General features: G+C 67.6%; 18 protein-coding genes and 2 pseudogenes. 6 read left to right on the top strand and 14 right to left on the bottom strand.

The window, feature by feature from the left end; all coding sequences use genetic code 11:
* The first annotated feature begins 2 nt into the window (after window positions 1–2).
* On the top strand, window positions 3–419 hold the full coding sequence (locus ACHMW8_RS13390) for an organic hydroperoxide resistance protein (RefSeq protein WP_047410442.1): 417 nt from the start codon (window positions 3–5) through the stop codon (window positions 417–419).
* A 12-nt stretch (window positions 420–431) separates the two neighbouring features.
* Window positions 432–881, top strand: a complete 450-nt coding sequence (locus ACHMW8_RS13385) for a MarR family winged helix-turn-helix transcriptional regulator (RefSeq protein ID WP_395445802.1) — start codon at window positions 432–434, stop codon at window positions 879–881.
* Between the two features lie 5 nt (window positions 882–886).
* On the opposite strand, the gene ACHMW8_RS13380 is transcribed toward ACHMW8_RS13385, so the two are convergent.
* From ACHMW8_RS13380 to ACHMW8_RS13365, 4 genes are all read right to left on the bottom strand, one after another.
* Window positions 887–1,291 carry a DUF4282 domain-containing protein gene (locus ACHMW8_RS13380; RefSeq protein WP_395445801.1) on the bottom strand — a complete coding sequence of 135 codons (405 nt, stop codon included), beginning with the start codon at window positions 1,289–1,291 and terminating at the stop codon, window positions 887–889.
* A gap of 103 nt (window positions 1,292–1,394) precedes the next feature.
* A complete protein-coding gene (locus ACHMW8_RS13375; protein WP_395445800.1) occupies window positions 1,395–1,601 on the bottom strand; it encodes a hypothetical protein in 207 nt (68 codons plus the stop codon).
* Window positions 1,602–1,748: 147 nt separating this feature from the next.
* Window positions 1,749–1,901: a hypothetical protein gene (locus tag ACHMW8_RS13370; RefSeq protein WP_395445799.1), complete on the bottom strand. Its 153-nt coding sequence runs from the start codon at window positions 1,899–1,901 to the stop codon at window positions 1,749–1,751.
* A gap of 88 nt (window positions 1,902–1,989) precedes the next feature.
* Window positions 1,990–2,625, bottom strand: a complete 636-nt coding sequence (locus ACHMW8_RS13365; protein ID WP_395445798.1) for a TetR/AcrR family transcriptional regulator — start codon at window positions 2,623–2,625, stop codon at window positions 1,990–1,992.
* A 112-nt stretch (window positions 2,626–2,737) separates the two neighbouring features.
* Here ACHMW8_RS13365 and ACHMW8_RS13360 point away from each other — a divergent pair, with 112 nt between their 5' ends.
* Window positions 2,738–4,057: a DUF2236 domain-containing protein gene (locus tag ACHMW8_RS13360; protein ID WP_395445797.1), complete on the top strand. Its 1,320-nt coding sequence runs from the start codon at window positions 2,738–2,740 to the stop codon at window positions 4,055–4,057.
* Between the two features lie 809 nt (window positions 4,058–4,866).
* Here the strand turns inward: ACHMW8_RS13360 and flhA are convergent.
* From flhA to ACHMW8_RS13310, 10 genes and pseudogenes are all read right to left on the bottom strand, one after another.
* Window positions 4,867–6,972: a flagellar biosynthesis protein FlhA gene (flhA, locus tag ACHMW8_RS13355; protein WP_125156050.1), complete on the bottom strand. Its 2,106-nt coding sequence runs from the start codon at window positions 6,970–6,972 to the stop codon at window positions 4,867–4,869.
* A 137-nt stretch (window positions 6,973–7,109) separates the two neighbouring features.
* Window positions 7,110–8,476 (bottom strand): annotated as a pseudogene (gene flbD, locus ACHMW8_RS13350) (sigma-54-dependent transcriptional regulator FlbD).
* 30 nt (window positions 8,477–8,506) lie between these two features.
* Window positions 8,507–8,839, bottom strand: coding sequence for a flagellar motor switch protein FliN (gene fliN, locus ACHMW8_RS13345; RefSeq protein ID WP_125156048.1), 333 nt, complete (start codon window positions 8,837–8,839; stop codon window positions 8,507–8,509).
* A 15-nt stretch (window positions 8,840–8,854) separates the two neighbouring features.
* A complete protein-coding gene (locus ACHMW8_RS13340) occupies window positions 8,855–9,493 on the bottom strand; it encodes a flagellar assembly protein FliH (protein ID WP_125156047.1) in 639 nt (212 codons plus the stop codon).
* 10 nt (window positions 9,494–9,503) lie between these two features.
* Window positions 9,504–10,526, bottom strand: coding sequence for a flagellar motor switch protein FliG (gene fliG, locus ACHMW8_RS13335; RefSeq protein WP_125156046.1), 1,023 nt, complete (start codon window positions 10,524–10,526; stop codon window positions 9,504–9,506).
* Complete coding sequence (fliF, locus tag ACHMW8_RS13330; RefSeq protein ID WP_395445796.1) at window positions 10,526–12,184, bottom strand: flagellar basal-body MS-ring/collar protein FliF; 1,659 nt, start codon at window positions 12,182–12,184, stop codon at window positions 10,526–10,528. The genes fliG and fliF overlap by 1 nt, the downstream gene beginning before the upstream one ends.
* A 276-nt stretch (window positions 12,185–12,460) precedes the next feature.
* A pseudogene (gene sciP / locus ACHMW8_RS13325) lies at window positions 12,461–12,743 on the bottom strand (CtrA inhibitor SciP).
* A 168-nt stretch (window positions 12,744–12,911) separates the two neighbouring features.
* Window positions 12,912–14,672 carry a flagellar hook protein FlgE gene (gene flgE / locus ACHMW8_RS13320; RefSeq protein ID WP_125156044.1) on the bottom strand — a complete coding sequence of 587 codons (1,761 nt, stop codon included), beginning with the start codon at window positions 14,670–14,672 and terminating at the stop codon, window positions 12,912–12,914.
* A gap of 129 nt (window positions 14,673–14,801) precedes the next feature.
* Window positions 14,802–15,530: a flagellar hook assembly protein FlgD gene (locus ACHMW8_RS13315; protein ID WP_125156043.1), complete on the bottom strand. Its 729-nt coding sequence runs from the start codon at window positions 15,528–15,530 to the stop codon at window positions 14,802–14,804.
* Window positions 15,531–15,544: 14 nt separating this feature from the next.
* Window positions 15,545–17,344, bottom strand: a complete 1,800-nt coding sequence (locus ACHMW8_RS13310) for a flagellar hook-length control protein FliK (protein ID WP_395445795.1) — start codon at window positions 17,342–17,344, stop codon at window positions 15,545–15,547.
* Window positions 17,345–17,747: 403 nt separating this feature from the next.
* Between ACHMW8_RS13310 and flgK the strand changes: the two genes are divergently transcribed.
* From flgK to mnmA, 3 genes are read left to right on the top strand one after another with little or no spacing between them, the layout of a single operon-like run.
* Entirely contained in the window at window positions 17,748–19,859 is a 2,112-nt protein-coding gene (flgK, locus tag ACHMW8_RS13305; protein WP_395445794.1) for a flagellar hook-associated protein FlgK, read from the top strand.
* Window positions 19,860–19,862: 3 nt separating this feature from the next.
* Window positions 19,863–20,786 carry a flagellin gene (locus ACHMW8_RS13300; RefSeq protein ID WP_395445793.1) on the top strand — a complete coding sequence of 308 codons (924 nt, stop codon included), beginning with the start codon at window positions 19,863–19,865 and terminating at the stop codon, window positions 20,784–20,786.
* 53 nt (window positions 20,787–20,839) lie between these two features.
* A complete protein-coding gene (gene mnmA / locus ACHMW8_RS13295) occupies window positions 20,840–22,060 on the top strand; it encodes a tRNA 2-thiouridine(34) synthase MnmA (RefSeq protein ID WP_395445792.1) in 1,221 nt (406 codons plus the stop codon).
* Window positions 22,061–22,098 lie beyond the last annotated feature (38 nt).

Genomic DNA, 22,098 nt, shown 5'->3' with positions numbered 1-22,098 from the left:
CCATGACCACCCTCTACACCACCCGCGCCACCGTCGTCGGCGGCCGTGACGGCCACGCCCGCAGCGAAGACGGCCTGCTGGACGTCCAGCTGTCGATGCCCAAGGCCCTGGGCGGCAAGGAAACCGGCACGAACCCCGAGCAGCTGTTCGCCGCCGGCTACGCCGCCTGCTTCCAGAGCGCCATGGCCCATGTCGCGCGCACCCAGAAGATCGCGCTGACCGGCTCGACCGTGACCGGCCAGGTCGGCCTCGCCACGCAAGAGGTCGGTTTCAAGCTGGAAGTCGCGCTGGAGGTCGAAACCCAGGGCCTGAGCCAAGCCGACGCCGAGGCGCTGGTTGCGACCGCCCACCAAGTCTGCCCCTATTCGAACGCCACGCGCGGCAATGTCGACGTGGCCATCACCGTGAAGGCGGCCTAAAGCCGTAATGTCATGAGCCAGAAGAAGTCCGCACCGTCCGATGGTCCTATCGAGGTCCTGCGCCTCGACAACCAGCTGTGCTTCGCCCTCTACGGCGCGGCCAACCGGATGACGCGGCTCTACCGGCCCATGCTGGACGCCCTGGGGCTGACCTATCCGCAGTATCTGGCCATGCTGGTGCTGTGGGAGGCCAGTCCCCGGACCGTCGGGGCCCTGGGCGACGCCCTGGACCTGGATTCAAGCACCCTGACCCCGCTGCTCAAGCGCCTTGAAGCCGGCGGTCTTGTCGAGCGCGCCCGGGATCCGGAGGACGAGCGGCGGGTCATCGTGGCGCTGACCGACAAGGGCCGCGCCCTGCGCGATCAGGCGGTCTCCATCCCCGAAAAGCTGTTCTGCGCGCTCGACATGCCGCTGGAGACGATGGGCGCGCTGCGCGATCAGCTGAAAACCGTCGCGAAGTAGCGGCCTTAAACCTGAGTACGCGGCGGCTGCGCCGCCTGGCGAGCCCGGATGGCGGCGTGATCGGCGTCGCTGGTCTGGCGCAGGGCCCGCAGGTCCTCGCTGATCCGGAAGATGGCGACGTAGAACTCGCAGAAGGCGCGCCAAAGCAGGACCAGCGCGCCTGCGACCAGCAGGCCGGCGACCAGCACCGGGAAGGCCAGCAGCAGCGAGCCGACGCCCGGCTCCTTCAGCGCCAGGCCCACGGCGGCGCCGACGACCGAAAAGCCGAACAGGGCCACGACCCCGAGGCCAGCCCAATAGATGAAGTGAATCACCGGCCCGGTGACCAGACGATCGAACGTCAGCAAGTCCCAGAGCAGCGAGTTGGACCCACGCTTAGTCTTATTGGCCGGAGGCATACGGAACCCCAAATCGGCGGAAAACGCCCCTTTGTGAAGGCATCGCTATCAGTGACGAGCCCGCTCGGCAATGCCGAGCGGGCTCGCGATGGTTTCAGCGGTGCGGCGTGACGCTTTACTGCGGCTTGGCGCCCGCGACCGTGGCGTCGATCTGGGCCTTGGTGGCCGTGGTCGAGACACTGCCGTCCGCGCCCGCGCTCAGGCTGTTGGCCGGCAGGGCGAACTTCACACCGCCATTGGTGACGATGACGTTGGTCGAGCCGTCGGCGCCGGTGCTGGTGCCGGTGATCTGGCCGACCGAGACGCCGCCGGCGTCCTTCACGGCCGAACCGACCTTGAAGCTGGCGACACTGGCCGAGGTCGGCGCGCCCGCGGCGTCGGCGGACGGGGTGGTGGTCTGAGTCGTGGTCGAAGCCGACGGCGTGGTCGTGGTGGTCGTGCTCTGAGTCGGCGTCGTGGTGGTCGTGGACTAAGTCGGCGCCGGCATGGTGGTCGAGGCCGGCGGCATGGCGCCGGTGGTCGGCGCGGCCGGGGTCGTGGTGGTGGTCGTGCTCTGGGCGAAAGCGGCGCCGGCGAACGTCAGGGTCGCGGCGGCGGCGAGCAGGGCGATCTTGTTGGTCATGGTCACTCTCCGTCGAAAGGGGCCCCTCCCTTGCCGGAAACAACGTGACCTTGCGGACACGGTTCCGTCGGCGAGTCGACGCGACGTTCTACCGGGGCGAGTTCCCGTCGCCATGAGGGGCCGCGACCAGGGCCCCGATATAGGCTTCCATCAGCCGCACCAGCTCGTCCTCCAGCCGCGCGGGGTTCAGCGCCAGCTCGGTCTCGGCGGTCGCCGCGCGCAGCAATCCGACCACCGCGTGGGTCAGGACGAAGCCCGCCTCGGGCGACAACGGAAAGCCGAAGGCGGTCTTGCCGGCGATCGTGTCGAAGAACGTCAGGTGGTGACGCATGACGACGTCGTCGCCGCCCGCCAGGGTCAGGGCGTCCAGCAGCGCGCGGCGGGTGGCGGGCGAGCCCTCGAAGGCGGTGGCCAGGGTGCGGACGATCAGGCGCACCGCCCCCAGTTCAGGTCGCTCCACGCTGGAATTGGCGATGACGATCTCGGCGATGCGGTCGCGGGCGGCGGCGGCGCGGCGCTGAGCCAGGGCCGCCAGGATCGCCTGCTTGCCGGCGAAATACTGGTAGAGCGTGCCGACGCTGACCCCGGCCCGCTCGGCGATGTGGTTGGTGGTCAGGGCTTCGACGCCATCGGCCTCGAGAAGTTGAAAGGCCGCTTCCAGAATCGCGTCCACCGTCGCTTCGGAGCGCGACTGGCGCGGCGTTCGCCTCGTCTTTTCAGTCACTTGTGGTTTGGCCTCCGAGATGCGGGCAAGGCGAGTAGCGTCGGGTTCCCGTGGGCTTAACCTAGCGCCGAACAGTTGGATCCGTCTCGGTTCCGCTACGCCAGGAGTTCCCATGAACGCCGCCCTCGAAAAGGTCCGGGCCAAGGTCGCGTCGCAGAAGACCGCCCTGCCCGCGCTCTATGGCGACATCGATTTCGACCTCATGCCCGAACGCTTCACCGACGATCCGAAAGCCAGCGTCGCGCCGCGCCTGCGTGAACTCGACCCGGGAAAGGTCGCCCTGATCAAGGCCTACACCCTGCTGGGCGACGTGGTGGCCGACGCCTATGCCGCCCTGATGCCGCGATATGGCTTTCGCCCGCTGGTCCAGATGCTGACCAAGGCCTGCGACGAAGGCGTCGCGGCCTTGCCGGACGCGCCGCCGGAACTGGCCGCCTTCATCGCCGACATGGAGGCGACGCCCGCCTGGGTCGATATGGACCTGGTGCGCGAGGGCCAGCGGCTGGACCGCAACGCCGCCGCCAATCTGGGGCCGTTCGCGATCCGGGGCGCGTTCATCGCCACCTTCATGAACAAGTACGCCGCCCTGCCGATGGCCCTGACCGGGACCCTGTCGAACGACACGGCCGCCCGCCGGGTCAACGAGACGGCGACCTTCTTCACCACCACCCTGCTGCCCGGCTCGCTGGAGCGCCACGGGGCGGGCTTCAAGGCCGCCGCCATGGTGCGGCTGATGCACTCCATGGTGCGGTTCAACGCCCTGAAGCGCTCGGACCGCTGGGACGTCGGCGTGTATGGCATCCCGATCCCGCAGGTCGACCAGATGCCCGCCGGCCTGATCCCGATCTTCCTGATGAGCTACAAGATCGTCGGCCAGGGCCGGAAGACCTTCACCGCAGATGAGCGCGCGCGGGTCGAGCTGGCCCGCTACCGCTGCTTCCTGCTGGGCCTGCCCGAGGACCTGCTGGCCGACACCCCGCAGGGCGTGGTCGATACCATGAACGCCCGCAGCGGCACCCTGCGCGCCGGCTTCGACGACGCCACCTGCGGCGAGCTGGTCCGGGCCACGCTGAACGCCTACCTGCCGCCGGACGAGCGCCCCGAGAACCGCCTGTTCGACAAGGTCGAGCGCCGCTTCTCCAAGGTGTTCTTCCTGCGCAACTTCATGAACGGCGACGTCGCGGCCGCGAGGCGCATGGGCGTCGAGATCGGTCCCCGCGACTTCATGATGTTCGGCGTCGTGGCGCTGCTGGTGACCAGCCAGCTGCTGGCCTACCGCCTGGCGCGCAACGTCCCGGGCGTCTCGGACCTGGCCGACGCGCGCCTGGTCGCCAAGCTCAAGCGCCAGCTGGCGCGATACGGCCACGCCGAATTCACCAGCGACGCCGAGACGTACCGCCCGGCGCCTGGCGCGGCGGCGAGAGCGGCCTAAGGCGGGGGACGGCTAAGCCGACGTTTCGAGAGGCAGTGATGGGTGGGTTGCGGCCCTGCTCACAGCAGGGTGTACGTTGGCCGAATCCAACTGCACAGGTCGATCCGGCTGCTCTACTACTTCCAAGGGTCGAAAATGGCACACCTGCCACTCAACCACCGGAGCGAGAATTGTTAGGAGGAATTGCGCGCTGGCTGCTAGGCGCCTTAGGCGTCGTGGCGCTCCTTGTGGTGTGGGCGCTGATCCTGTTCGTTCCGCTTGCAGCGTTACCCGGCGATTTGCAAACCGGCTTCGTAAATGCGTCGCGCGTTAAGCTGGTTTGGGGTGCATTGTTTCTTGGTGTGTTCTTATGGCGCGTCGAGAGAGTATACTCTTCGCGCGAAGCCTGGATATTTTTTCTCACAATTACTGGAATTGTCTGGCTTAGCGGGAGCTTGGTCTGGATCAATGCGCACGGCTCAGCGCCTGGGCGCGCTCACGATATGAGGATCGTTGGCTACGACGGAGGCGCAAAATCCGTTCGAAGCCCGGGCATAAAGCACTACAAGCTTGCCGAAATTGGCTCAGGCTGGAGGGCGGATCTCGAGTCTACAGCCGAGCGAGATAGGTTTCTTCGTAGAGGGGGATGCGTTCGCATCGTGGTGCGCAAAGGGCGGCTGGGTCTGGATTGGATAAGCGATGCATCGCCCATCAGATGCCCAAGCAGCAGCTATATCGTGCGGTAGCTCACACTTCACGTGAGCGAGGCGCTAAAAGTCCGAGATGGGTCGAAAGTCCCCCCGGGGCGATGACCGAAAGTCACCGTATCCCTAGACCATCCCTACCGTCTTCAGACGGGCGCGGGGGTGGATCTCGTTCTGGCTCATCACCACGGTCTGGCCGCGGAAGCGTTCGATGATCGAGCGGACATAGGGGCGGACGCCCGGGCTGGTCAGCAGCACGGCGTGTTCGCCAGCCAGGGCCGCGCGCTCGAAAGCGTCGCGGACGCCGCGGATGAAGTCCTGCAGGCGCGAGGGCGGCAGGGCCAGTTGCTTGTCGTCGCCGGGACCGATCAGGGCTTCGGCGAAGGCCTGCTCCCAGTCGGCGGACAGGGTGATGATCGGCAGGGCGCCGTCGTCGCCGCGATTGGCCCAGCACAGCTGGCGCGACAGGCGGGCGCGCACCTGCTCGACCAGCAGGGTGACCGAGGCGGTGTGCGGCGCGGCCTCGCCGATGCCTTCCAGGATCTGCGGCAGGTCGCGGATCGAGACGCGCTCCCGCAGCAGCGATTGCAGCACGCGCTGCACCGTGGCGGCGGTGGCCGTGCCCGGGATCAGGTCGTCGACCAGCTTCTTCTGCGACTCGGGCAGCTCCTTCAGGAGCTTCTGCACCTCGGCGTAGGACAGCAGGTCGGCCATGTTCTCCTTGAGGATCTCGGTCAGGTGCGTGGTCAGCACCGTGGCCGGGTCGACGACCGTGTAGCCGCGGAAGGTGGCTTCCTCGCGCAGGTCGTCGGCGATCCAGGTGGCCGGCAGGCCGAAGGCGGGCTCGCGCACGTGTTCGCCGGGCAGCTCGACCTGGCCGCCGCGCGGGTCCATGGCCATCAGGGAGCCCAGGCGCACTTCGCCGGCGCCGGCTTCCATTTCCTTGATGCGGATGGCGTAGCCCTGGTTGGCCAGGCGCATGTTGTCGAGGATCCGGACGGGCGGCATGACGAAGCCGAACTCGCCGGCCAGGGTCTTGCGCAGGGCGCGGATCTGGTCGGTCAGCTTGCGGCCGTCCAGGTCGTTGATCAGGGTCAGCAGGCCGTAGCCCAGCTCGATCTTGACGTCGTCGATGGCCAGCGAGGCGCTGATCGGCTCCTCTTCCGCCTCGGCGGGGGCGGAGGCGGCCTCGAGCAGGGATGGATCGATGGGCTTGGGCTTCTTGGCGTCCTGGATGCGCTTGTAGGCCAGGGCCCCGGCGCCCAGCGACAGCACCGCGAACGGGATGATCGGCATGCCCGGGATCAGGGCGATGATGCCGGCCGAGGCCGAGACCATGCCCAGACCCGCCGGGTTCATGGCCAGCTGGGTCGTCAGGGCCTTGTCGGCCGAACCTTCGACGCCGGCCTTCGAAACGACCATGCCGGCGGCGATCGAGATGATCAGGGCCGGGATCTGGCTGACCAGACCGTCGCCGATGGTCATGATGGTGTAGGTCGAGGCGGCCTGGCCGATCGGCAGCTTGTGCTGCACGACGCCGATGATGATGCCGCCGACGACATTGATGCCGGTGATGATCAGGCCGGCGATCGCGTCGCCCTTCACGAACTTGCTGGCGCCGTCCATGGCGCCGAAGAACGTGCTTTCCTGTTCCAGCTCCTTGCGGCGCAGCTTGGCGCCTTCCTGGTCGATCAGGCCGGTCGACAGGTCGGCGTCGATCGCCATCTGCTTGCCGGGCATGGAGTCCAGGGTGAAGCGGGCGGCGACTTCGGCGATCCGGCCCGAACCCTTGGTGACGACCATGAAGTTCACCACCACCAGGATGATGAAGACGATCACCCCGATGACGAAGTTGCCCTGCATCATCAGGTGACCAAAGGCCTCGATGACCGCGCCGGCCCCGCCCGTGCCCTCCTGGCCGTGGCCGAGGATCAGGCGGGTCGAGGCGACGTTCAGGCCCAGGCGATACAGCGTCGACACCAGGAGGACGGTCGGGAACGAGGTGAATTCCAGCGGCCGCTTGATCAGGATCGCGGTCATCAGGATCAGCACGGATCCAGTCACCGAGATGGCCAGCAGCATGTCCAGCAAGACCGGCGGAACCGGCAGGATGAGCAGGACGATGATGCCCACGACGCCCAGGGCCAGGCCCATTTCGCCGCGCAGGAAACCGTCCAGCAGCGAGCGCGCGCTGGGAACGGATCGGGCGGTCGGGGCGGCGGCGTCGGCCATGCTGAACCTTGAACCGTTGATGGGTAAGCTAGACCAGCGCTTGAAGCGATTTGCGGTCCGCCGCCATCTCCTTAACGAGAATTAGCCATGTTCGGCGCCGGACGGATGGTCGCGGCGCAGAGCCATGGAGTTCGCACCTAGGCTGCGGCGCCCACGCCCCCTTGCGGCGGCGGCACCGGAACGCCGGCGTCGCTGTATTCCTTCAGCTTGTTGCGCAGCGTGCGGATCGAGATGCCCAGGATGTTGGCGGCGTGCGTGCGGTTGCCCAGGCAATGCTCCAGCGTGTCGATGATCAGCTTCTGCTCGACCTCGGCGACGGTCGAGCCGACGAAGGTGCGCGAGACGGCGTCGGCGGCCATCTGGGCGCCGCGGGCGACGGCGACATCCGGCGCGGGGGCCAGTTGCTGACCGTCCGGCAGGCGGATGGCGAACTCCTCGATCTCCGGACCGGTCGACAGCAGCACCGCGCGGTGCATGGCGTTTTCCAGCTCGCGGACGTTGCCCGGCCAGCGGTGGGCGATCAGCCGACGGCGGGCTTCGGCCGAGATCGGCTTTTCCGCCACGCCGTTGGCGGCCGAGTACTTCTTCACGAAGAACTCGCACAGGCTGATCACGTCGCCCGGGCGCTCGCGCAGCGGCGGCAGGCGCAGGTTCACGACGTTCAGGCGGTAGAGCAGGTCTTCGCGGAAGACGCCGTCCTTCACGGACTGAGCCAGGTCCCGGTTGCTGGTGGCCAGGATGCGGATGTTGACCTTGACCGGCTTGGAGCCGCCGACGCGGTCGATCTCGCGCTCCTGGATGGCGCGCAGCAGCTTGGCCTGCAGGCGCACGTCCATTTCCGAGATTTCGTCCAGCAGCAGGGTGCCGCCGTCGGCTTCCTCGAACTTGCCGATGCGGCGGGCCATGGCGCCGGTGAAGGCGCCCTTCTCGTGGCCGAACAGCTCGCTCTCCAGCAGGTTCTCGGGGATGGCGGCGCAGTTGACGGAGATAAACGGCGCCTTGGCCCGGCGCGACTTGGAGTGGACGTAGCGAGCCATCACCTCCTTACCCGAACCGCTTTCGCCGGTGATCAGGATCGAGGCGTCGGAGGGGGCGACCTGGTCGGCCAGCTTGATGACCAACTCCATGGCCGGGTCGCGGACGACCATCGGCTTTTCATCGTCGGTGACGGCGGCCAGGACGGCGGCGATCAGCTCGGCGTCCGGCGGCAGCGGGATGAACTCCTGGCGCCGGCCTTGATGGCCGCGGCCGCGCGCATCGGGTCGGCGTCGACGCCGCAGGCCACCACCGGCACCCGCATCCGCTCGGCCTCGTTGGCCGCGATCAGGCCGGCGATATCCAGCGAGTACTCGACCATCAGCAGGTCGGCGCCCTGCCCGGCCCGCAGCGCGTTGGTCGCCTGCTCCGTCGTTTCGACGTGCGAGACCTTCGCGCCCGCGTTCATCGCCATCTTCACGGCGACCGAGAGCTGCCCGTTCAGTTTTCCGACGACCAGAAGCCGCATTTTCCACTCTCCCTCACGGACGGCGGGGCGTTAGCCCTGGTCGCCGTCCTTGATGATTTCCGTCATGGTCACGCCCAGGCGCTCGTCGACGACGACGACCTCGCCCCGGGCGACCAGGCGGTTGTTGACATAGATGTCGATCGCCTCGCCGACCTTGCGGTCCAGCTCCAGGATCGACCCCTGGTTCAGTTGCAGCAGCTGCGCCACGGACATGTGCGCGCGTCCCAGCACGGCCGAGATGTTGACCGGCACGTCGAAGACCGGCGCCAGGTCCGACGCGGTCTTGTCGCTGAGCTCGACCGGCATTTCGGAGGCCAGCATCGAGCCTCCGAATTCGTCGAGCGTGAGATTGTCTTCGGCCATCTTGGATCAGCCTTTTCAGGAGAACAGGGGTTCGGCGTGGAGACCTTCGGCGGCGATGGCCGCTTCCAGCGCTTCGGCGACGCGCTGGGCGGCGCCGTCTGGATCGAAGGCGGCGCGGCCTTCCCCCCAGTCGAAAGTGAAGGCCGCCGGGGCCATGGCGCCGTCGGCGCGGGCGACGATCTGGCCCTGGAAGCCGATCTGGGTCGCCACGTGCTCCAGCGCCTGCTGGGTGCGCTCCTCGAGCTCTGGCGACACCCGCACGAAGATGCGCGGCTGGGCCTCGACCTCGCGGGCCAGGGCTTCGAGGGCCGCCGAGACCGGAGCCTCGGGGAAATGGTGCAGGGCCGCGTCGGCGATCTTGCGGGCGCAGGCCAGGGCCAGCATGGCCGAGCCTTCGCGGTGCTCGTGGGCCACCTGGTTCAGCGACCCGAACGCCTCGCGGATGGCGTGGGCCACCTCGTTCAGGGCGTGGGCCGCCTCCTGCTCGGCGCGGGCCACGGCCGAGCGCTCGCCGTCCTGATAGGCCTGGGCCTTGGCCGCCTCGACCTCCTCGGGCGTGAAGCTCTTCTTCACCTTCGGCGGGGTGTAGGCGACGCCGCCGCGGTCGTCGAAGACCGTGTCGAAGGCGAATTTGCGGTGAGGGGTGTCGTTCATGCCATCCGCCTCAGTAGATCAGCTCGTCGTCGCCGCCGGAGCCGGCCAGCATGATCTCGCCCTTGGCGGCCAGGTCCTTGGCGACCTGCACCATGCCCACCTGGGCGGCGTCGACGTCCTTCAGGCGCACCGGGCCCATGCTTTCCATGTCCTCGCGCATGATCTTGGCGGCGCGCTCCGACATGTTGGAGAAGAACATGTCGCGCAGCTTGTCCGAGGCGCCCTTGAGGGCCAGGGCCAGCTGCTCCTTCGGCGTGCCGCGCAGCAGGGTCTGGATGCCGCCCGGGTCCAGCTTCGACAGGTCCTCGAACACGAACATCAGGGCCCGGATGCGCTCGGCCGCCTCGCGGTTGCGCTCCTCCAGGGCCGCGATGAAGCGGGCTTCGGTCTGGCGATCGAAATTGTTGAAGATCTCGGCCATCATCTCGTGGCTGTCGCGCTTGGACGTCCGCGCCAGGTTCGACATGAATTCGGTGCGCAGGGTCATCTCGATCTTGTCGAGGATCTCGCGCTGCACCGGCTCCATCCGCAGCATGCGGGTGACGCATTCCAGGGCGAAGTCTTCCGGCAGGCAGGCCAGCACGCGCGCGGCGTGATCGCTCTTCACCTTCGACAGCACCACCGCGACGGTCTGCGGGTATTCGTTCTTCAGATAGTTGGCGAGAACGGCTTCGTTCACGTTGCCCAGCTTGTCCCACATGGTTCGACCCGCCGGACCGCGGATCTCTTCCATCAGGGCGTCGACCTTCTCCTGGGGCATGAACGAGGCCAGCAGGCGCTGGGTCTGCTCGTACGACCCCATGATCGCGCCGGTCGAGCTCATGCCCGAGACGAACTCGACCAGCAGCTCTTCGACCACGCTGGCCGAGACCGTGCCGAGGCCGGCCATGGCCTGGGAGACTTCCTTGATCTCCTCGTCGTCCAGGGCTTCCCAGATCCTGGTGTGATCTTCGCCGAGGGCGAGCAGAACGATCGCGGCCTTTTCGGGCCCCGAGAGGTTCTTGATATCGTTGACGGCGACTTTCATAGCCATCAGTTCGACTCGTGCAGCCAGTTACGGAGGATCGCGACGGACTCTTCCGGATGCTTCTCGACGAACTCTGACACGCGCTTGATAGACGAGGCCTTAACCTGCCCCTCGATCTTGGCGATGTCGATGCGCGAGTCGATGTCGGAGACCGGGCCGGCGATGGCGATGGGCTCGCCCGCCTGGTCGATGACCACCTGCTGCTGGGTGCCGTCCGACAGGGTGACCAGACGGGTCACCGGCGCGCCGCCCGGACCGGCCAGGGCCACCGGGCCCGGCGCCGGCGTCGACAGGTTGTTGATGAACGGACGGACCGCGAACAGCAGGATCAGCAGGGCCACGACGCCCAGGACGCCCAGTTCGGCGAAGCGCATGATGTCGTTCTTGTCGAAGCCGGCCAGCATACCCTGCTTCTCCAGACCCTGGTCCTCGGGCTGCGGGAACTTGATGTTGGTGACCTTCACCTGGTCGCCGCGCTGAGCGTCGAAGCCCACGGCGGTCTTCACCAACTCCTCGATCTGGGCGATCTCCTGAGCGGTGCGCGGCGTATAGGCTCCCGGCTTGCCGTCCTTGCCCGGAGGGGCGGAGACGCCGTCGATGGCCACGGCCACGGAGACCTTGCGGATCGTCCCCGGCTCGCGGACGGTCGTGGTGACCGACTTGGAGATCTCGTAGTTGGTGACGCTCTCGTTGGCGTTCGAGCGCGAGCCCAGTTGCTGGAAGCCATTGGCCCCGCCCTGGCCCGGCACGTTCGAGGTCGCGGTGACGCCCGAGGTGTCGTCGTTCTTGGTCTCGCTGTTGCCTTGCTCGTTGGTGCTTTCCGAGCGGACGACCTGACCATCCGGGTCGAACTTCTCTTCCTGGGTGGTCACGCGGTTCAGGTCGAGGTCGGCGGTGACGTTGACGCGGGCCTTGCCCGGGCCGAGCACGCCTTCGATCATGTCCTTGACGGTCTTGGCGATGCGGGCCTCGGCCTCGGTGCGACGATCCTCGGCTTCCTTGCCGGCCAGGCTGTCGTCGCTGGGGGCCGACAGGGTCTTGCCATGCTGATCGATGACCGCGACCTTTTCGGCCTTCATGTTCGGGACCGAGGACGACACCAGGTTCTGGATGGCGCGGACCATTTCCGACGAGGGCTCGCGAGCGCCGACGCCGATGGTGACGGCCGCCGAGGGCTGCTCGGCGTCTTCCTCGAAAAGCTGGCGCTTGGGCAGCACTAGATGGACGCGGACGCTGTTGACGCCCTGCATGGCCTTGATCGTGCGTTCCAGCTCGCCCTGCAGGGCCCGCTGACGGTTCAGCTGCTGGACGAAGTCGGTCTGACCCAGCGCGTTGTTGCCGTCGAAGATTTCGTAGCCGATGGAGCCGGAGCTCACGAGCCCCTTGCCGGCGACCATCAGGCGGGCGCTGGCGACCTTGTCGCGCGCCACCATGATCGTCGAGCCGTCGCCCTTGGTCTGGTACTTGATGCCGGCCTGGTCCAGCGCCTGGGTGACCTGCGAGGCTTCCTTCAGGTCCAGGTTCGAATACAGCAGCTCATTGGGCTCCTTGCCCATGAACATGACGAGGGCCACCAGGACCGCGACGACGCCGGCGCCAACGCCGAGCATCGCGGCCAGACGGCCGACGCCAAACTGCTTGATCGAGCCCAGAAAGCTTTCCACGAAGCCTCACCCTTGATCCCACGCCCCTCCGCGAGGAGGAACCGGCGGGCGAACGAGAACCGCCCATCGGTAGGCAGGATTTACCCAGTACAAGGTAAACGAGGCGTTTATATCTTGGCCCGGAAGGCGGCCTGGGCGGCGCCAAAACGTCGCGGCCGCCCCCTTGCGAGGGCGGCCGCTGAACGTCTTCAAACCTTTGTGGCGCAAGGCCTCGGGGTTCTCAGGAAGAGCAAGGGGCGGTCATAATATCGCACCCCATGGCCTAACGAGCGGCCCTTAACGGTACTGCTGGATCCGGGTGGTCCGCAGGCCCGCCAGGCCGTGCCGGTCGATCGACTGCTGCCAGGCGAGGAACTCCTCGTTGGTCAGCTTATAACGATCGCAAGCCTCGTCGAGCGAGAGCAGGCCCCCCGCGGACGGCGGCCACGACCTCGGCTTTACGACGGATCACCCAACGCTGGGTCTCCGGCGGCGGCAGATCGGACAGGGTAAGAGGAGCACCGGTCGGACCGATGACATACTTCTCACCCCGGCTGTTCGTGCGCTGCTGTTGCAACATGGCTTTACGCCTTTCCCACAACCATCACTGTTGAAGGCCACTATAGGCGCCGCCTAATAACAGCGACTTAATCCCAATAGTAAAGAAGGCCTGAACAGAGTGGCTCCTCTAGCAGTCCGTAGTGTCTCGATGTGAAACACAAGAATTAAAGAGCGTTAATCCCTATGATCAGCGCTTAATATTCAGAAGCTCTTCAAGCATCTGATCCGCCGTCGTGATGATCTTCGACGACGCCGAGTAGGCGCGTTGCGTGGTGATCAGGCCCGTAAACTCAGTAGACAGATCGACCGTCGAAGCTTCCAGCGTCGAGGGCGCCAGGGCGCCGGCCCCGCCCTGGCCCGGAGCCTTCAGGCTGTAGGTGCCGCTTTCGTTGGTGACGCGATAGGCGTTGCCGTTCACGCCCTTCAGGCCGTTCGGGTTCGAGAAGGTGGCCACGGCGACCTGGGCGATCCGGCGGGTGACGCCGTTGTCGAAGATGGCCGAGACGTAGCCGTCGTCATCCACCTCGATATTGGTCAGGTTGCCGAAGGCGGTGCCGTTGGTGTTCACCGACTGGACGACCGACTGGCTGTTGTACTGGGTCAGGCCGCCGGCGGCGTTCGCTAGGTCGATCTGGACGTCCTGGGTGTCGATGCCCAGGGCGTCGGCCCAGATCGGCGGTTGCGGCAGTTGCGCGGCCGGCGGCGCCGGCTGGACCACCAGCGGCGTGCCCGAGGCCTGGACCGAGATCGAGGTCGGGTTGGTGCCGCCGAACAGGTTGCCCGTGTCCTTCAGCTTGCCATCGGTGGTGAATTCGATGATGCCAGAGCTGATCAGGCCGTTGGCGTTGTTGGCTAGGTCGCCCGGCTTGGCGCGCAGTTCGGCGTACCACTGGTTCGGGCCCGGGCCCTTCAGCAGCGACAGGGTGACGGTGCGCTGGCCGCCCTTGGAGTCCGACAGCGGAACCTGGATCTCGAAGTCCGGCTTGACGCCCTTGGTGTTGTCCAGGGCGTAGTCCGACATCGACCACGTGGCCGGATCATAAAGCTTGCCCAGCTTGACGTCGGCGTCGGTCGAGATGCCCAGGTCGACCAGGTCGACGGTGTCGCCGGCCGAGTTGATCGCCGTGTCCGTGGTGTTGCCGGCCGGGGTGGCGGCGCCCTTGTAGTCGATCGTCGAGCTGACCAGGGCGCCCGTCGAGTCGTAGCCGACCTTGCCGGTGGCGACGATCACGCCGTTTTCCTTGATGTCGACCAGGTACTCGTTGTTGCCGGCGACCGGGTTGGCCACGCCCGTCGAGCTGTAGACGACGTCGAAATTGTGGTTGACCAGGGCCGAGTCCTGGACGTTGGTCTTCGACGGCGAGCCGGCGGTGCCGACCTTGTAGGAGACGGCGGCCGCGACCGGCTGTTCCGAGCGCAGGTTGGCGTTGACGCCGACGCGGGTCGTCTTCTCGGCCGTGCCGCCGACGCTGCCGACGTTGATCGACGACAGCTGCATCAGGTCCGACGGGTCGGGCGTGATCATGCCGCTGACCGGATCGGCCAGCCAGCCCTGCAGGTAGAGGCCAGCGTCGTTGCGCAGGTAACCCAGGTTGTCCAGCTGGAACGAGCCCGCGCGGGTGAACGAGCGGGTGTCGGTCGCCGTCAGGTTTTCCGGCTTCTCGGTGGTGACGAAGAAGCCCGAACCCGAGATCGAAAGGTCGAGGTTCGAGGTGGTCGACTGGGTCAGGCCCTGCTGGCTGACATACTGGTGCGTCTGGGCCTTCACGCCGCCGGCGCTGTAGGCCTGGTTCTTCGAGCCCGAGGTCACCAGGGTCGAGAAGTTGGCGCTGGAGCGCTTGTAGCCGACCGTGTTGACGTTGGCGATGTTGTCCGAGATCGCGGCCAGGGCCGACGAGTTGGCGATCAGGCCGGAGACGCCGGCGAGCATGGCGCTGTTGATGCTCATGACTGAATTCCTGCTTCTAAAGGGGTTCGAAGGGTTCAGCGCTGTTTGCGTTTGGGTCCGGGGGAAGACCGTCTTCCGGGGACCGCGTCGGCGTCTTTCTGACGCCCGTTCGATAGGGTGGTGGTCGGCCTAGGCGGCTTTGTCTTCCGTCTTGGTGTCGGTCTTGGTGTCCGAGTTGGCGGCCACGGCGGTGACGCCGATGACGTTGTCGATGGGGACCGGCTTGCCGTTGATGATGACCTGCGGCGAGCCGGTGGAGTTGTCGACCGCCGTGACCACGCCCTCGGTGCGGCCCTTGATGTTCGTCGCCTTGATTTCCTTGCCGTCGGCGCCCTTGGCGGTGACGGCGATGGTGTAGACGCCGCCGTCTTCCAGCTGGGCGCCGCTGTCGTCCTTGCCATCCCAGGTGATGGTGTGGTCGCCGCTCTTCTGGTCGTCCGGATGTAGCGTGCGGACCACTTTCCCGGCCGCGTTCTTCACTTCGACCGTCAGCGAGGTCGAACCGCCCGGCTGGCTCCACGAGAAGGTCGCCTTGCCGTCCTTCAGGGTCGAGTTGTCGGTGGTCGCGGTGACCTGCTTGCCGATCATGTTGACGCCTTCGGACAGGCCCGTGCCGGTGTTCATCCCGACCAGGGCGGCCAGCAGGTCGTTGGTGACCAGTTGCTGCTCGACGCCCGTCATCTGGGTGATCTGGCTGGTCATCTGGGTCGTGTCGGTGGGCGACAGCGGGTCCTGGTTCTTCAACTGGACGGTCAGCAGCTTGAGGAACGTCTGCTCGTTGTTGGCGAGCGACGTGCGCGAGTTGTTGATCTTGTCGAGGACCGAAGAGGTGTTCTGAGACGAGACGGCGGTGGCCATGACTCGGTCCTTCCTTAGATGCGGATGTCGAGACCGCTGTCGGCGACCGTCTTCAGGCCGGGCAGCAGGTCAGCGGGGGCGATGGCGATGTCTTCCTCGCCGGTCAGCGAAGCCTGGAAGGCGCGGCCCGAGAAGGCGCGTCGTCCCTGGTCGCCGAAGTCCTGGAAAGCGAGGAAGGGGTTGGAATTCTGGCCGTTGTTCTGGCTGGAGACGTCGAACGAGAGGCCGTTGTCGGCCACGTTGAAGCCGGCGTCGTTCAGGGCCTGGCGCAGTTCGCCCGCCTTGCCGCGCAGCTCCTGCGCGGCGTGGAGGGTGTCGAACCTCATCGAGGCGGTCACCGCGCCGTCGCGGCCGATCTCGATGCGCACGTCGACCTTGCCCAGGTTGTCCGGGGTCAGGGTCACGTCGAAGCGGGTGGCCTTGTCGGCGCGCTTGAGGATCTCGGCCGACAGGGCGGCGACGGTCTCGGGCGAACCGCGCACGGGGGCCGCCGCCGCGGCCGGCGCGGCGGCGCTGGCGGCCTGAGCCTGGGCGGCCGGAGCCTGGACGGCCATGGCGTTGGTGTCGACAGCGGCCGCGGCGGCGGCGGCGACCGGCGCTTCGGCCGAGACGATCGTCGCGGCGGTCTGGTCCGAGCCCTTGGCGTCGGTGGTCGTTTGCCCCTTGTCCGCCGCGACCGCGGTGACGGCCTGGGCGGTCTCGACGGCGACCGCGTCCGCGGCCTTGGCCTGGGCGGCCAGCGGCGACGGCGCGGTCTTGGGAGCCTCGGCGGTCTTGGTCGTCGTCGGGGCGGCTTCCGGTTCGGCGGCTTCGGCGGCGACGTCCGCGGCGTCCGCGACGACGGTCTCGGCGACGACCGGAGCGGCCTCGACCACCGGCGCCTCGACCACCTCGGCGGCGACCTGGACGGCAGGCGCAACGACCGGGGCCACGGGCGCTTGCGCGGCGGCCGGCTGGGTTGGGGCGGTCTTGGCCGTGTCGACGGTCTTGGCGGCGGCGGCCTTGGGCGCGGTCAGGTCGTCGGTCGAGACCGCCGTCGCTTCGTCGCTGGCGAGGGCGGCCAGGGCCTCGAGCGCGGCGGCGTCGACGGCCTGGCCTTCCGGCGCGGCGGCGACCGGCGCGGCCGTCTGGACCGGCGCCTGAGCAGCGACGGTCTGTTGCTGGGTCGAGGCGGGCTGAGCGGCTTCGGCGGCGGCCGGCGCGGTCGTCTGGGCTTGGGTCTGGGCCGTCTGCACGGCGGCGGCGAAATCGGCGACCTGGTCGGCGGCGACGGCCGTCGCGTCCACGGCCGGCTGAGCGTCGGCGGCGACTTCGGCCGGGGCCGGGGCCGGGACCGGCGTTGTCATGGCGGCGATCAGGGCGGCGGCGGCCTGGGCCGTGGCGTCGGCGGCGCTCGCCGCGTCATCCTTCTGGCCGGCGTCCTTGTCCGAGGCCTTGTCGTCCGCGGCGTCGCTCTTGGCGTCCTTGCCGGCGTCGGCCTTGTCCGAGGCCTTGGCGTCGGCGGCGTCCGCCGTCTTGGAGTCCCGAGCGGCCTTGGCGTCTTGAGCGTCGTCGGCCTTGTCCGCGCGATCGGCGCGCTTGGCGTCGCTCTTGCTGTCCGTCCTGGCCGGCTTGTCGGCGGCCCTGGTGTCGCGGTCGTCGTCGCGAGCGTCGCTCTTCGACTCCGTACGCGACGGGGCGCGGGGGGCGGAAGCCTCTTCGCTCTTGCCGGCGATGGCCAGCAGGGCGTCGAAGCCGTCGCCAGACGACTTCCCGTTCGCGGCCGGAGGCGGCGCGGCGGGAAGAGCGGCGGTGGGGGCGGCGATCGCGGTCATTCGCAGTCGTTGCTCGGTTGAGACGGCGGTCCATGACGAACACGCCTTTGTCCGGCCTCCTTACGCAACGGTCGGGCCAACTCGTCAGAATGACATCAAGCCGTTGTTTTATTTGATTTTAATAGCTTGTTTACGAAGCAAAAACGCTCTCCGCGCGGCGCTTTTTGCCGAGCCCGCCCGGTCGAAAGGGACGGGAGTTGCCGCGTCGCCCCGTCGCGGGGCCAGTCGGCGCCGTCCTTGCGCATGACGTCTTGTCGAATTTCCGACCACCGGAACTTTTCGCAATGAAATTCAGTAGCTTGGCAAATACCGGGAACGCAATTCCCTCTGTGACCCGGCAAGTTTCGCCGGGCAACGACGCGTCGTGCGTTGCGCGGTTTGCCGAGCTTATGGGGGTTACCGCATGTCGCTGAATGCGATCATGAATACGGCGACGTCCGGCATGATGGCCGCGCAGACGGGTCTGCGCGTCACCTCGGACAACATCGCCAACGTCAACACCACGGGCTACGTCCGCAAGACGATCTCCCAGTCGAACCTGCTGTCCAACGGCATGGGCGTGGGCGTCAGCATCGACGCCATCAAGCGCGCGACCGACCGCTTCCTGCAGTCGGCCAGCCTGAACGCCGCCTCGGACAGCGGCCGCACCTCCGTGGTGTCCGACACGCTGAACCGCGCCCAGCAGCTGTTCGGCGATCCCAGCGGCGACACCAGCTTCTTCTCGACCCTGGACGACATCTTCTCGGCCTTCTCGTCGGCCCAGGACGATCCGTCCTCGTCCCTGCTGCGCACCCAGGCGCTGACGCGGATGGACGACTTCCTCAGTGAATCGAGCCGCATCACCTCGTCGCTGTCCAAGCTGGGCAAGGACGCCGACACCCGCATCTCGGCCGATGTCGACCGCGTCAACGACCTGCTGAGCCAGATCGACGGCCTCAACACCGACATCACCCGCGCCAAGGTGGCCGGGGCCGACGCCACCGGCGCCGAGAACGTCCAGAGCGGCCTGGTCGACGAACTGTCCAAGCTGATGAACGTCCAGGTCACGCCCCGCCAGCTGGGCGGGGTCTATGTCCGCTCGACCGAAGGCCTGCCCCTGGCCGGCGACGGTGCGGCCAAGATGACCTACCAGACCTCGGCCACCGCCACGGGCTATCTGACCGTGCAGCTGGCCAACGGTTCGGTGCAGCCCACCCCGTTGAACATCACCAGCGGCGAGATCAAGGGCCTGCTGGACGTTCGCAACACCGAGCTGGTCAACCTGTCCGACCAGTTGGGCGAGTTCACTTCGCGCGCGGCCGAGGAGCTCAACCGCGCCGCCAACGCCGCCTCGTCCGTGCCCGCCCCGACCAGCCTGACCGGCCGCGACACCGGCCTGGACGACACGGCGGCCATGACCGGCTTCACCGGCAAGACCACGATCGCCCTGACCGACAGCAGCGGCGTGATCCAGCGCCGCATCGACATCGACTTCGACTCCGGCACGATGAGCATCGACGGCGGGGCCGGCCCCACCTTCAACCCGTCCGACTTCACGGCGCAGCTGAACACCGCCATGGGCGGCATGGGCGCGGCCGGCTTCTCGGGCGGAGCCCTGACCCTGACCGGAAACGGCGGCCTGGGCGTGGCCATCCAGGACGACGCGACCAGTCCGGCCACCAAGGCCGGCAAGGGTTTCAGCCACTATTTCGGGCTGAACGACATCATCCGCACGAACGGCTACTCGCCGTACGAGACGGGCCTGACCGCGACCGATCCGAACGGCTTCACCTCGGGCTCGATGACCATCCGCCTGACCGACGTCGAGGGCGGCCGGATTCGCGACATCGTCGTGGACCCGCCCGTCGGCGGCACGATGCAGGACATGCTGGACGCGCTGAACTCACGCGCTTCGGGCGTCGGCCTCTATGGCCAGTTCACGCTGAACCCCAAGGGGCAGATCAACTTCCAGTCGAACGGCGTCACGCCGGTGACCATGTCGGTCCAAGCCGACACCACCCAGCGCGGCGTCGGCGGCCCGTCGGCCAGCCAGCTGTTCGGCATCGGCCCGGCCGAGCGCAGCACCCGAGGCGAGAAGTTCTTCGTCAATCAGGCGATGAACGAGAATCCAAAGCTGTTGCCTCTGGCCCAGCTGGACCTGACCCAGGCCGTCGGCGGCAATCCCGCCCTGGCGGTCGGCGACGGCCGTGGGGCCCTGGCCCTGGCCAAGGCGGGCGACAACACCGCCGGCTTCTCGGCCGCCGGCGACGCCAGCGCCGTCAACATGAGCGTCAATCGCTACGCCTCCGACTTCAGCGGCGCGATCGCCCGCAAGTCCGCCACCGCCGCCAGCCGCAAGGACGCCGCCGACGCGGTGTCCAGCGAGGTCGACAGCCAGCGGCAGTCGGAAGAGGGCGTGAACCTCGACGAAGAGCTGATCAATCTGACCACCTACCAGCAGGCCTTCAACGCCTCGGCCCGCCTGATCCAGGCGACCAAGGACATGTTCGACGTGCTCACCGGAATCCTGGGGTAAGCCATGACCCGCGTCTCAACCGTTCAGAACTACAACATCATGACGGCCAACCTCATGAAGGCGCAGATCCGCCAGAATGACGTGGGCGCCCAGGTGTCCAGCCAGAAGGTCGCCAACGACCTGAGGGGCTACGCCAAGAACGCCGAGATCCTGACCGCCATGCGCGGCACCCAGAAACGGATCAACGGCTTGCTCGATCAGTCAAAGCAGGTCGGAAATCGCCTCGAGATGCAGGATACCGGCCTTGGCCGCGTCGCCGACGCCACCGGGAGCGCGCGCGCGGCCATCGCCAACGCCCTGGCCGCCGGCAACGCCACCACCCTGATGCAGCAGATGCGAGCCGCCTTCGGCGACGTGGTCCAGGGGCTGAACACCAAGTCGAACGGGCTCTACGTGTTCTCGGGCGCCAAGACCGACACGGCCACGACCTCGGCGACCACCATGGCCGACCTGACCGCCGCACCGACCACCGCCGACCTGTTCCACAACGATCAGTACATCACCACCAACCGCATCGACGAGCAGACCAACGCCAAGACCGGCGTGCTGGGCGACGCGATCGGCACGGACGTGTTCGACGCCTTCAAGCAGGTGCAGGCCTATGTCGACGCCAACGGCGACTTCACCGGCAAGCTGGACGACACCCAGGTCCAGTTCCTGACCGGCCTGCTGAGCACGTTCGACGCCGCCCAGAAGGGCGTGGTCGACCTGCAGGGCAAGAACGGCGTGACCCAGAAGCGCTTCGAGGCCGCGACCACCGACCTGTCGAACCAGGCCGACACCCTGACCGGCATGGTCGGCGGCATCACCGATGTCGACATGGCCGACGCCGTGACCCGCCTGGAAGCCGCCAAGCTGGCCGTCCAGGCCTCGGCGCAGGTGTTCACCAGCCTGCAGGCCTCGTCGCTGCTGAACGTGCTGAAGTAGAAGCGCCCTCCGCCAACCTCGCAAAAGCGCTCCCTAGCCGCTATATGGCGGCGATGGACGCCGATCTGCTGACCCCCGCCGCCACGAACGACGCCGACGCGCTCATCGCGCGCGCGGTCGAGCAGGTGCGCGCGGCCGTCGGCCTGCCGGAAGGAACCCGGATCGTCGCGGCCATGTCCGGCGGCGTGGACTCCACCGTCACCGCCGCCTTGCTGGCCAAGGCCGGCTATGACGTCGTCGGCGTCACCCTGCAGCTCTACGACCACGGCGCGGCGATCACCAAGAAGGGCGCCTGCTGCGCCGGCCAGGACATCCTGGACGCCCGCATGGCCGCCGAACGGATCGGCATCCCGCACTATGTGCTGGACTACGAGAGCCGCTTCCGCGAGCAGGTCATCGAGGACTTCGCCGACGCCTATCTGCGGGGCGAGACTCCGATCCCCTGCGTGCGCTGCAACCAGACGGTCAAGTTCCGCGACCTGCTGGATGTGGCCCGCGACCTGGGCGCCGAGGCCATGGCCACCGGGCATTACGTCCAGCGCGCCTTCGCGGGCGGCGGCAACCGCCCGCAGCTGCGCCGCGCGGCCGATCCGGCCAAGGATCAGAGCTATTTCCTGTTCGCCACCACGCGCGACCAGCTGGACTTCCTGCGCTTCCCGCTGGGCGGGATGGACAAGCCGACCGTGCGCGCCGTCGCCGCGGGGCTAGGCCTTTCCATCGCCGACAAGCCTGACAGCCAGGACATCTGCTTCGTCCCCGAGGGCAAGTACACCACGGTGATCGACCGCATCCGTCCGCAGGGCGCGGAGGCTGGCGACATAGTGCATCTGGACGGCCGCGTGCTGGGCCGCCACGAGGGCGTCACCCGCTACACCATCGGCCAGCGCCGGGGCCTGAACATCGCGGTCGGCGACCCGCTGTTCGTGGTCAGGATCGACGCCGACAAGCGCCAGGTCATCGTCGGCCCGCGCGAGGCCCTGCTGACCGCGTCCCTCACCCTCAAGGAAGGCAGCTGGCTTGGCGGCCAGGACAGCCTGGAAGCGGCGGCGCAGGACGGCCAGCCGGTGTTGGCCCGCGTCCGCTCGACCCGCGAGCCGGTCGCCGGCCGCCTGGCGATCCGGAACGGCAAGGTCTCTGTGGTGTTCGACGGCGCCGAGGAAGGCGTCGCGCCCGGCCAGGCCTGCGTGCTCTACGATCCGGCCGATCCGGAACGCGTGCTGGGCGGCGGCTTCATCGCCGGCACGACCCGGATGGTGGATCTCGCGGAGACCTGAACGCGGCCCGGCTGTCGCCGAAAGCGTTGCTCCAGCCC

Origin of the sequence: Caulobacter sp. UC70_42, assembly GCF_044056025.1 — a bacterium.
In the GTDB taxonomy this organism is placed as follows: Bacteria; Pseudomonadota; Alphaproteobacteria; order Caulobacterales; family Caulobacteraceae; genus Caulobacter.
This window is presented reverse-complemented; position numbering and strand designations above follow the sequence as displayed.